This is a genomic window from Zarconia navalis LEGE 11467 (assembly GCF_015207075.1).
Lineage (GTDB): Bacteria > Cyanobacteriota > Cyanobacteriia > Cyanobacteriales > Geitlerinemataceae > Zarconia > Zarconia navalis.
The window spans coordinates 1-12165 of the sequence record NZ_JADEXN010000088.1; the positions used below are offsets into that span (position 1 = coordinate 1).

The following is a 12165-nucleotide window of genomic DNA, read 5'->3' on the forward strand; positions in this document are numbered from 1 at the left end:
GGAGTATGCGGGTGGCCATCTGTGGGTGGCGGATACCTACAATCACAAAATCAAGCAGGTGAATCCGCAAACCGGCTTCTGTAAAACGGTTCTGGGAACGGGAGAAGATCTTCGCGAACCTTCGGGTTTAAGCGTCGCGGGAGGTTATCTCTACATTGCCGACACCAATAACCATCGAATTTGTCGGGTGGATTTGGCAACGATGCAGGTGCGGAATTTGAAATTACCGGGACTGTGCGCGCCGAATCTCTGTTTGCCAGATTAGATTGAGATTGCGATCGGACTTACACAACGACGACCGGTATCGGGGAAACCACAAGGGGATTTCTCCCCGTCTTCTGTGCGCGGCCATTCCCCATTTCTTTGTTCTGAAAAAAATAGTAGTTGCGTAGAGTGGGTCATTTCGATCGCTTACTCTACGCTAACTTGCTAGCCATCAACTCACAACTTGTCAAGATCGATCTCACCATCAGGGGCAGATCTCGATCGCGGCTTCTTGTTGTGAAATTTAGGATATTAGAACTATAGAAACAAACGCTCAATTTTCGAGTGATTTTAAGCGAGAGTCGAATCGATTGTTTCTCCACCTTTCTACGCATTTTACCCTGTCTTATTTGAAGACAGGGAATTTTTTTTTGCCAATTTTTGGAGTGTCCAGCTTGAGAGGCTATACCCCCTGGGACTCGTAAATTTGATGCTCCCGGTTAATGAAAATTTCCGCTAAGACACCGTACGCTTCCGTCCAGGCTGCCATCACCTCATCAGTGGCAATTTCGCCCAAAACATCTTTCATCGCTTGCAACAAACTCTCTCCCACGATCGGGTACTGTTCGGCTGTGACGTGGGTTTGCACGTGGCGATGGGCAATTTTTTCCACAGCGGATTTTAAAGCGTCGAGATTGTCGATGTGGCTGGCGTAGCTGTAAATTGCCGTTGCCAGTTTGGTGGGTTGAGAACCATCGGCTTGCGCGGATGCATCGAACTGTTCTTTCACCTCGGGATGGTTTCCAAACATAATTTCGTACATCCGAGTGGTGATTTGCTTGCCGTTTTTTTTCAGGATTGGGGCCGTGGATTTCACCACATCAATAGTGTGTTTACTAAGTTGATTTTTGGGTTGAGAAGGTTCGGAAAGTGTGAGGAGAAAGGCAAGATTATCTCGGGTTTTCACGGCATGACGTGTATTTGCCGGCATAAAGAGAAAGACTCCCGGTTCTAAGAGAATTTCTTTTTCTTCGAGGGTAAAAGTGCCATAACCTTCAATAACGGTAATCGATGCATTTCGGCTTGCCGTATGCTCGGAAATGTTCGTGCCTTTTCTTAAGCACAATAGCGTATATTGGCAGTTTTCATCTGCAAGCAGAACTTTCTTTGATAAACCTCGATCGGGATATTGGATGAGTTCTCTAAGAGTGGTTGATGCAGATGAATGGGAACTAAAAACTGTATTCGTCATGTCTGCTTCTTCCTAAACAAATAAAAAGTTCGATCGGTTAGATGACCAGATGCCGCTTGAAAATCTATCTTTTGGGTCGGTCTTCCTCTGTGTAAAATTCGATGTTAATCTTAGTGTGACAGTGGTTTAGGTGTTTTGTCTTTGAGCTAGCTCATAAACCGATTTTTTTGTGAATGGGTGTTGAAATTTTTGTTGAGACTCAAAATTAGATTGCCCAATGCCAGCATCCATCGAACAACTCACCCGAGTTTGGGTACTCAAAGACTTAGATGTATCATCTCTGAAGTTTCTGCAACCCCATACTCACATCCAAAACTATTTCAAAGATGAAATTGTCGCTTGCGAAGGCGATCGACTCCCTGAATCTCTCCATGCTTTAATTGATGGAGGATTGCAAATCAAAAAAAATGCTGCCAACGGCAAAGAAACCTTAATTCGGATAATTTCACCCGGAGAAATATTTGCTGCACCGGCAATTTTTGGAAATGGAATTGCACCGGCAACGGTCATTTGTGAAGTCGAATCTCAAGTTTTAACGATCGCCCGAAAAGCATTACTCGATACCATTCGCCACACGCCAGAAGTTGCCTTTCGGATTTTAGAAGTGTTCGATCGCCGCTTGCAACAACTCCACGGAACCGTTCACGGACTGATTTCCGAACGAGCGATCGTCCGCTTGGTACGCCTAATTCGATATTATGCCGATCGCTATGGCACGGTTGCCATTAATGGAAAACAGCAGCTAAAGTTCAAACTTCCCCACCAAAAAGTTGCCCGCAGCATCGGAATCACCTATGAAGAATGTGTCCGTTTATTTAAGAAAATTGATGCCATTGTTGAATACAAACGTGGCGGTTCGATCGTCATTAAAAATCGCGATGCTTTAGAGAAGTTGGTGGAATAATCAAAAGTGTTTGAGTTTCAGGTTCAATTGAAATTGAACCGCACAAATAAAGACCCAATGATTCCAAATATTTATTCGTCAACTCGTACGAAACGATAGTCAGTTACTCCAGTTTCATCTCGATATTCTTCTACCCCAATAATCGCTCCAATTTTATCTTCAAAATCGCGCAAATCCCGATCGCCATTTTGTAAAAACTTCACGCTACCTTCTCCCACCACTCCATCGGCAGCAAAGTCAGGATTGCGTAATTTTTGCATCAGTTTTTCTCCACTGAGAACGCCATCTAGTTCCCGAATCCCCTGTGTCAAAGCTGACATTGCATCATAGGAAGACTGACTGTGCCAATTCCAGTCTTCAAAATCGAACATTCGGGTAGCATTTTTCTCAAAATCCGTTCGGTTATTCGGATTTAGACTGGGATGCCAAGATACGTAGATTTGCAATCCGGTTTCCGCTGCTTGTTTTCCATAGCCATCCGGATCTATAATTGCGGAGTTGTAGACAGAATCACTGCCCAAGGGTACGAGCTTCCAATCTAAATGGGTTAAGATACTCAGGGTCGCGTTTAAAGTTTGGGTTGTTGTCGGTACTAACAGTAGGAAATTTGCTCCTTCTGCTTTCGCTGCTTCAGCACAACCAGGGGCATAAAAGTTATCTTCTAATTCATCACAAATATAAGTATATTTTTTTGATGGAATTTGTTTTTCAAAAGCTGTTTTAAAAGATTCCGAATACTCTGAATTTCTAGAGTACGCGATCGCAACTTCTGCATTATTTGTTTTAACTTTAGACCAAAGACTTTTTGCTGCTACCGCATCATTCGGAACGGTTCTAAAGAAGTAATCGCTAAATCCTAATGATTCTTGAATAGAAGTGGAAGTACAAGTTGGAGAAATCATCACGACTTCATTGCGATCGTAAACTTTTCCCGCCTTAATACAAGCAGCACTTGAAAAGTGACCGATCGTGCCAAGAATTGAAGTTTTTGAAAGCTCTGCAGCCACATATTTTGATATATCTTCATTGCTCAAATCGTTAGCAATCGTAATATGAATAAAATTATTGTTATCTTCAGGTACGCAATCCAAAGAAATATCTAAGTTTTTAATTGCAGTTATGAGTTTTTCAACCCCACAATTAAATTCCGCTTGTCGTAATGCCGCTCCCTGCAAAAATTCTTTAGAAATTAGTTGTTCTCCGGGTTTATCTTTCGCTGGAACTGAAATTGCTAATTGTGCGAGCTGACCGATTTGGTTTTCTGCTTTTTGTTCGGCGATCGCATTATTTAGATAAATCCACGTCTCGGGATCGAGAGAATCTTTTATCTGTAACGTTTCGTTTTCTTGGAGTTCTTGATTGAGCGATTGTCTAAAGGCGGCGATCGCATCTTCCCAGTTTCGATCGCCCATCGCCGCCAGTCCTCTTTCCTTTGCATTATTGGTTTGAGAGGCCATTACTAATGTTTCACCTCGACTCAACACTACATCAGGACTACGCATCCTTGTCCAGAACTCGATCGCCGCACCACTCAATGCGACGAATGCCAGTAGCGCCGCCCCAATTTTCCACCATCTTTTCCTAGTGGTTTTGTCCCAAACCAGTTCCGATTGGCTGGGATTCTGGCAAACCACGGGTAACCAACTGGCACAAGGTAAGGGATTCTCAGGACGATCTTCTAAAAATTGAAGTTGATTGCGAGCTTCTCGCACGGCTCGAAACAGTGGCGTTCCGTTAGAAAACTCTTGGAGAAAATATTCTAAGAAACGACGGGCAACTTCGTCGGGAACCGGTTCTCTGAAAACAACGACCGACGGAATTTTAGCCTTCGCGATGAGCAAATCCGCTAACCCCAAGCCATCACAGGAGTTGAAAATCGCCAGCTTTAACCCTCTGCGTGCTGCAGTATGCAGGCAAGGGAGCAGTTGCTTCATCGATACCGGTCTTTGAGGTTGGAGTAAAATTTCTCCATTGCGCTGCTCGTCAGTACTCAGGCTATGGCCGGCAAAAAATAAGACATCATAAGCACGGTGTTTGAGTCTGGAGTATAGCTTTTCGGGTTCGGGGCAAGATAAGTTGCGAACTTGAGCGCCCCATTGTTCCAACTGACTGACAAAGCGTCGATCGGCTTCTAAATCGATTCCCCCTTCATCGCTGCCGAAAACCGCTAAGATTTTGAGATTTCTCAAGCGGGATTCCATGGGTTTGCCGTAAGCAATACTCAATGCTGCATCTGCATTGGGCAACTCGTCAAATAAATCCCAGCAAGACCAGGGCAAACGACGCAAGAACGTATTTTGCTCGTGGGAGCACGTATCAAATTCAAAGAAAATGGGGACGGATGGATCGGGTAACCCTAGAACGCGACCGATAATCCACTCCTTTAAGGTTTCAAATTTCGGACTGTCGAACCATTGCTCTAGATAAGCTTTCAGTTCCCTAGCTGCATTTTGGCAATCATCGAGGCTGGAGTGATTGCTGATTGCTGGGGGAATAGTGATTCGCGTGGTCTGTTGGATGTAGTGCTCCTTCCAGCGAGCGTATTTATCTTGGAGATCCGGAAGTGCGGCAATTGAGCGTCTTTTCCGTGTTTCGATCTGTTGGCCATCTCGGAGTAGTTTGGCAACGACAGACAAACCATTATCTTTTCCCGTGCCAAAGGTCAAGAGAATCGCGTAATTTTCATTCATAGCAGACCCGATCGAATTCCAAGTGTAAACACCGCAATTATCAGTCGCCTCAGACCGCAAACGTTTCGGTGACGCTAGACTCGTTGAGAGTTATTCTAATACCGAAACGCTCGCCCTCTTCCACAATTAAAGGACGATCGATCCAATCGTCCCGTTCTCGGGCGGTGTGCGCGACGAGTTCGTTCCCGCCTTCATCGAGGATGGCCAGTTGCAACCCCTCGGGCAAAAATCGACTTTCTCCCGTTGGATAAACTCGCACCAGTACTGAATATCGATCGTCCAGCCGAGGAATCAACAGAACCCGCAAGGCGATCGAACATCCTTCGAGATCGATGCCCAAATCTTTCTCCCGCGAGGCTTTCAGGATGGGATGTTCTGGCTCGAACTCCTGCAACAAATCCACCGCCTGCCGCCGAATCCCTTCGTCATCTACCGATTGAATCAAATACGCCAAGGCATTGCCATCGCTCATCTGGGAGGGAACGATGCGTTTTAAATGACTTTCTGAATCGCTTTTTGCCGGTTGGCTGGCATACAATTGAGCGATCTCTCGACGGAGATTTTGAGGATCGATCGGTTCGGTTTTCCCATGACGTAATGCACGACTTAGGTGACAAAACCGGATTCCCGTTGAGGGTAAGAATGTTCCCGGTAGACTCCATTGGGTGCTGACAATGCCCTGCAACCAATCTAAGAGTCGGTTGAATTCATCGCCCGGTTTTGAAATTACAGTGCTTGTAGCGGGAGAAGGAGAGAAAAGAGTCGATTGTGGTTCGACGGTAACTTCTGTGGGGACGGGTTTGGGAGCGATTTGGGCATCGTACAACCGATCGAGTTCATCTCGATTTTCCAACAACATCACCGCCTCATCCCAGGAAAACACCTGCCACGGCTGACGAATCCCCCCTTGCAGTTGGGGTTTGACTGTGGCAAGCTTAGCGTGCAGTTCGGTGGAGAGCGATCGCGCGGGTTCGATGGTGGATAATGACATGGGCATCGCAATGGCATCGGCATCTAGGCATCGCAGTTGCAACAACAAGTCATCCGGTTCCCAGTCAAAACTACTGGCGGGGAGGGGATACGTCCAATCGCGATTTGCCTCCACCGCCAGGGTATCGAGAGAACCCAGGAGGCGACTTCTGGTCGTACCACCCCAGAGGCGCACCCAATCTTCTTCCTCCCAAACTTCCATCAAAACGTAGAATTGCGCTGCAAACTCCGGCAGTTCGATCGCCCCTCGGGGAACTGCAATAGGTAAATCGCTGTTACTCGTGGCGATCGCGCACAACGAAAAATCTCCCACTTCCAAACAGCAGGCGGCGTCGATAAAACTGGCATAACCGGGATGGAATAGGGAACAGCCATCGCTGCGAAAGGGCAAATCCGGGATGCGATTTCCCAGCCATTCCTCGAATCCAAACAGTCCTAATGCTCGCAGGTAAACGGGCCACTGCTGCTCGAATGCGGGTACGGATTGGCTGAGTTCGGCAGCGCGGGCGATCGTCTCGGGAGACAGTCGGAATCCGGCTGCGCTTGATTTTAAGGGGTTCAGTGCGTTGGTCTTCATTGGGGCTTTGTCTGATTCGGATTATCTGCGGTCTAAGTAGCGGCAAATGCGATCGGCCAAAATATGTTCAGTTGACCCGAACATTTCATCAATTCGTTCGCCTAACACTTCATCGAGGAGGCGATCGAGATGTTGCAGGCGATCGGGATCGAGATATTGTCCGGCCAGTTCTATAACGCGATCGCGCAGCAACTGTAAGGTATAGTGGCGCACGTCGGTGCGAAAGGCTTTTAACTTCAGCAATTTTGAAACCGTCGGTTGGTCTTTTAGCCCCAATGTTAGAGCAATCTCTTCCATGGAACGGCGATCGCACTGGTGTAATTCCATCGCCGCCAGAAACTTTTTGGCTTTGCGATCGCCTTTGTGGGGATCTTTTTTGCTCGTTTGCTTGCGAAATCCCTCAACCCGCACCTCGATAACCCGATCGATCGCTTTCTCCAGGCAGTGGAGTAACTGTTGGCGATACTGCCTCAAGAATTCTTCAATCTCCCGATCCCCATCATCACCCTGACCCTCATAAGGGGGTTTGTTGTCTGGGATGTCGTATCCAAATTGCGGATCGACCATTACACCCGGCGGTAAATTTCCCGTTTTCTTGTAGATGTGATGGTGGCGCAAATCGGCCGCAATATCTTTGAGCAAACCCAGCACCTCATTCGTCTCTGATGGGAACGTTGTATTCCCTCGATCGTGGATGAATTGAGTCATTTGCTCTAGCTGTTCGGTGGTGGGTGGTTTGCACCGACCCCCTCCGGTGCGTTGGGTGCGATCTTGGATTCGATTGCGACTGTAAACAGCATGGAAAGCTCGCAAAAGCTGGCAGGCTTGCCGAACTTCAACGGCAGTTTTGTTGTAGAACTGACTCAACACATCTTCAAGCTTGTGTACGGTGGTATTGTTTAAAATTCCCCAAGCCGTTGCCAAATAGACACCATGTTGGAGCAAGCATTGCTTCAACTCTGGCTGTCGTTTGACGAGGCGATCGATGTAGGTATTCAAACTTCCCCGATCGGGATCGAAGGTTTCTAAGATCCGATCGGCGGTGGATTGATATCCAGTCGGCGACAATCTCATGCGATCGGGCGGTACGTCATTCAACACGAACGACCACAAATCCCGCGCGCAAAAACCGTATTGTTCGCCAAATTGGGCGGCTAATCGGTCGCAAGCGAATCGAATTTGATTGGAAATATAGCCGCGCAGGCACAGTTCGGCATGGTTCGAGTTCTCTGAACTGCTGCGAACTAGTCCAAATAACTTCTGCGTCACGACGGCGATCGTCAAATTTTCCCCCTCTGAAGTGTCGAGAAACGACCCATGAAAAAATGTCCAGGCATCGCTCATCACCTCACTTCGGCATTCTCCCGATGGGCTTAAGTAGGCAAATATCCACCACAATCTCCATTCCTCCACTCTTTGGTACCCCTCGCTCGATGGTATACACACAACTGACTCTTCAAATGATTCTCCAAACACCCTTACCATTCCGAGCTAAAACCAATAGCGATGTCGCTAAGTCGCGATCGTTGCTCTATAGTTACTTATTTCTGGGGGAGTCGAACTTATGCACTTTGGGAGGGTATGAGAGCATCGGGAGAGAATTGACAATTGACAATTGACAATGGGTAAATTTTTCTCTCCATCTTCCCATCTGGGCATCCGGAGCGTCCCCCCTCTCCCTTGTCTCCCTTGTCTCCCTTGTCTCCCTTGTCTCCCTTGTCTCCCTTGTCTCCCTTGTCTCCCTTGTCTCCCTTGTCTCCCTTGTCTCCCCCTCCCATCCCCATTACCGACAGTGAAAACATCTACCCCCAATCGAGATTCCATCGAACAACCCCAAACCCAGAAAATCGATCGCGTCGGCATCATTGGCGGCGGACAACTGGCTTGGATGATGTGTCCGCCAGCGCAGAAGCTGGGCATCGATGCGATCGTTCAAACCCCCAGTCCTAAGGATCCCGCTGCTGCGACAGCGGTGGAGATCGTTCTGGCCCCGGTTGCCGATGCCACCGCAACGGCCCAACTCGCCCAACGCTGCGATGTTATTACCTTCGAGAACGAATTTGTCGATCTCGAAGCCCTGTCGAAACTGGCGCGGCAAGGGGTGTGCTTCCGTCCCTCACTCGAATCCCTCGCCCCCCTGCTGGATAAGTACCACCAGCGCAGCTTCCTGCAAGATTTGGGCGTTCCGGTGCCAAAGTTCTTCACCCTCACCCCCAACAAACCTCTCCCCGAGTTGCAATTTCCCGTGGTACTCAAAGCGCGCCGCCACGGTTACGACGGGCGGGGAACGGCGATTTTAAAAGATTGGGATAGCTTGAAAGCGACTTGGCAAGACTGGTTGAAGGTCAATTGGGATAAGTCCAAACAGCCATCGTTACTTTTAGAAGAGTTTATCCCGTTCGATCGCGAGTTAGCGGTGATTGCGGCGCGGAATGCTTCCGGGGAAATCGCAATTTATCCGATCGTGGAGACGCAGCAGGAAGACCAAGTTTGTCGGCGGGTTCTGGTTCCAACGGACGTGCCACCAGCGGCGATCGAACGTATTGAAGCGATCTCCCGGACGATATTAGAAAAGTTGCAGGTGGTAGGACTCTTTGCCATCGAGCTATTTTTAACCCGCGACGGCAAAGTGTTGGTAAACGAAATTGCCCCCCGCACTCACAATTCCGGGCATTTCTCCATCGATGCGAGCGAAACGTCCCAATTCGAACAGCATTTACGGGCCGTGTCCGATCGTCCTTTGGGCAGTACGGCGATGACCTGTGCCGGGGCGGTAATGGTGAATTTGCTCGGATACGAGACCTCAAACAGCGACTATCTAGAAAAACGGCAGCAACTGATGCAAATCCCCAATACTCGGGTTTACTGGTACGGCAAGACCGAATCTCGTCCGGGGCGCAAATTGGGACACGTTACGGTATTGTTAGATGGAACCCATGCGGATTTACGAAAATCGGGAATTGAGGTGGCTCGGAAAATCGAGTCAATTTGGTACCCAAATTAAATCCGAAAATTCACGGATAAACCGCTCCAACACTTCAGATCGATGACCCGCGCAAATTCGGTTCTTTCCTTTGCCCTTTTTCTGTCTGCCCGAGCCGAACGCGTGCAGCCCGATCGGTAAAATCGTTGGTCTAGCCTGCAAGTATTTACGGCGATCGTATCTAGTCGCCTCGAATAAATTACGTCAAATTGCGTAGATTCTAGCTTGCCCGAACTATTTTGAACGTGAAATCACAGTGAAATTACGGCAGACAGATGACTATCGTCCAATAAATTAACATAATTGGGTACGAATACAGAGATAACTCATTGTCGTGAGATGTTGCTTTCTTCGCCTTCCATGAATAATTCAATCTCTACAAGTTCTATTAACTCGTCAGCTTGGTTGCATCTCGATGGTTCCCTAGTCTCCCTCGAACCGGGCGGCTCCAAACGACCGTTTTTTCTCATTCACGACGTTTTTGGGAATACCGAAATCTACCGAGACTTAGCCCGTCATCTGGGTTCGGATCGACCGATCTATGGATTGAAACCCCTTCAACAAAAGGGATATCCCATCCTCCATCCTCGTCTGAAAGATTCGATCGAGTGCTACAGCAATATGATTCAAGCCGTTCAACCTGCTGGCCCTTATCTACTCGGGGGTTCGGGTTTTGGAGGCGTTCTGGCCGTCGAAATTGCCCAACAGCTCTACGCTCGCGGACATTGGGTGGGGATGGTGGCTTTGTTCGATTCCCTCAATCGGCAGGCCTCTAAGCCCTCAAAGCAATCCGCATGCGATCCCCTCGAAGCTGCGCGATCGTTGGCACCGCTGACAAAGTTTCTCGAGAGAATGGGAAATCGACTCAAAGTGAAGCTCTATCGATACTATCTGAAGCAAAAAACCACCTTACCCAAGTTCGTACAAAATATCTCCCTTTCCACCATTTTGAACGTGGCGTGGCAAGAATATCGATCTCAAGTTTTTCACGGGGAAATTTTGCTATTTCGAGCCAAAAACGGCGTTGGCATCGATCGACCCGCCCGATGCCAAACCGAAGACCCCTTACTGGGCTGGGAAAAGTCCGCAACCCTCGGCATCGAGTTGCACGATATCCCTGGCGGTCATACGAGCATGCTGCAAGAACCCAACGTCCAAATCTTAGCGAGGAAGCTCCAAGCCAGCCTAAACTCAGCAGTTTCCGACGAGTCTGCATCCTCCAAGGTCGAATAGAGATTCGACCGTCGAATTGCTAATGGGACAAAACCCGAAGCCCAGATCCGAACTGTTTGCTTGCTCGATGGCATCCTAAGCGATCGTCTACCATAAGACCGAGCAGAACTATCCGATCGAATTAATTCTAAATTTCCCTTGAGCTTCTAGATCTGTGGCGACGGGGCAGATTCGAGCCGAGGAGTCGATCTATGAGTTCCCGAACCCCCGCACCTCGTTTGCCGTACATCACCCAATCTGCTTGTCCCTTGAGTTCTGTCACGGCATTGGCAACAGCAACACCCAACCCACTTCCGGCGAGTAATGCCAGGTCGTTTTCTGCATCCCCCACACCCACCACTTGCTGTGGTGACAGGTTTAAATCCACTAGGGCTTCTTTTAAGCCACTGGCTTTGGTCACCCCGTTGGGTAATACCATAACTGCATTTTTGTTGAGGGTGACTTGAAAAGGTAACTTCATTTGGTCGATTGCCTCTTGCACTGTTTTCCCGTGAGGTTCCCAGGTGGCAACGATCGCCCGTCCGACTTGCAGGGGAGCTACACCCCGCTTTTGTAGGGTTTCGATGAATTCGACTGGAGGGGGTTGGCACAGCATTCGAGTTTCTTGGGTGCGAGGATTGTAAAGGAGTGCCCCATTTTCGACGATCGCCCGATGGAATTGTTGAATTTGAGGGAAAATCTCCAGCAATTCGTTGAGTTCTCGCCCCGTGACCAAAATTAGCTTTCTTCCCGACTCCCGGAAGCGAACAAGCGCGTTTAATGTTTTCTCGTCTACCCGTCCGTCTTTGGCAAGGGTTCCATCGTAGTCTGTTGCCAGAGCTAAATATTTCATGAATTCGATCGAGTTGTTTCCCCTCAATTTATAGAGCATAACGCGAAAACTCCGGGTTGCAACACCGGAGTTTACCCACGAGTATTTATCTTTCTAAAGCTTGAATGCTATCGGTAGTAGGCGTTTTGAGATCGGGTCAAAACCTAACCTGGATAATTCACGTTATGCGATCGCCCCGCAAGATAGAAACACGAGCGCACCTTCGCCACCGGCTCATCAATTATCCAGGTTAAGATGCGTTTGCCCTGGTGACTAAATTGTTTAAGTTGACACCACTGTGCCCCTGTGCATACCCCCTTTGAGTGAGTTGGGGTCTACCCTCTCGAACACAAAACGGCTATAAATAGATTGAATAATCTGTCGTCAAAGCATCATTCTAGTTTTGCCACTACACCGTTTTTACCGACAAGACCGCCCGATCTCGTCCGGCCTCTTTTGCCTGGTATAGGGCGATATCAGCTTTTGCAACTAACATTTTACTGTCAGACTCAGTACTGGGA

The 12165-nt window shown here is 48.3% G+C and carries 8 protein-coding genes and 1 pseudogene; 4 read left to right on the top strand and 5 right to left on the bottom strand.

Annotated features, from left to right (window positions below; all coding sequences use genetic code 11):
- Positions 1-265, top strand: a pseudogene (locus IQ235_RS06730) (thioredoxin-like domain-containing protein); the annotation flags it as partial.
- A gap of 402 nt (positions 266-667) precedes the next feature.
- Here the strand turns inward: IQ235_RS06730 and IQ235_RS18840 are convergent.
- Positions 668-1456, bottom strand: a complete 789-nt coding sequence (locus IQ235_RS18840; protein WP_319592555.1) for a globin domain-containing protein — start codon at positions 1454-1456, stop codon at positions 668-670.
- A gap of 217 nt (positions 1457-1673) precedes the next feature.
- Here IQ235_RS18840 and IQ235_RS06745 point away from each other — a divergent pair, with 217 nt between their 5' ends.
- Positions 1674-2360, top strand: a complete 687-nt coding sequence (locus tag IQ235_RS06745) for a Crp/Fnr family transcriptional regulator (RefSeq protein ID WP_264320722.1) — start codon at positions 1674-1676, stop codon at positions 2358-2360.
- 71 nt (positions 2361-2431) lie between these two features.
- Here IQ235_RS06745 and IQ235_RS06750 read toward each other — a convergent pair whose 3' ends face one another.
- Genes IQ235_RS06750 through IQ235_RS06760 form a run of 3 tightly spaced genes read right to left on the bottom strand, consistent with a single transcriptional unit; the run spans position 2432 to position 8030 of the window.
- Complete coding sequence (locus tag IQ235_RS06750) at positions 2432-5050, bottom strand: ABC transporter substrate-binding protein (RefSeq protein ID WP_264320723.1); 2619 nt, start codon at positions 5048-5050, stop codon at positions 2432-2434.
- Between the two features lie 49 nt (positions 5051-5099).
- On the bottom strand, positions 5100-6617 hold the full coding sequence (locus IQ235_RS06755) for a DUF1822 family protein (RefSeq protein ID WP_264320724.1): 1518 nt from the start codon (positions 6615-6617) through the stop codon (positions 5100-5102).
- Between the two features lie 21 nt (positions 6618-6638).
- The gene (locus tag IQ235_RS06760) at positions 6639-8030 is read right to left on the bottom strand and encodes a hypothetical protein (RefSeq protein ID WP_264320725.1); all 1392 of its coding nucleotides are present in this window, start codon (positions 8028-8030) and stop codon (positions 6639-6641) included.
- Positions 8031-8409: 379 nt separating this feature from the next.
- Here IQ235_RS06760 and IQ235_RS06765 point away from each other — a divergent pair, with 379 nt between their 5' ends.
- Positions 8410-9621, top strand: a complete 1212-nt coding sequence (locus IQ235_RS06765) for a 5-(carboxyamino)imidazole ribonucleotide synthase (RefSeq protein WP_264320726.1) — start codon at positions 8410-8412, stop codon at positions 9619-9621.
- 339 nt (positions 9622-9960) lie between these two features.
- A complete protein-coding gene (locus IQ235_RS06770; RefSeq protein WP_264320727.1) occupies positions 9961-10833 on the top strand; it encodes a thioesterase domain-containing protein in 873 nt (290 codons plus the stop codon).
- Between the two features lie 127 nt (positions 10834-10960).
- Here IQ235_RS06770 and IQ235_RS06775 read toward each other — a convergent pair whose 3' ends face one another.
- Positions 10961-11665, bottom strand: a complete 705-nt coding sequence (locus tag IQ235_RS06775) for an HAD family hydrolase (protein ID WP_264320728.1) — start codon at positions 11663-11665, stop codon at positions 10961-10963.
- Between the last annotated feature and the right edge of the window lie 500 nt (positions 11666-12165).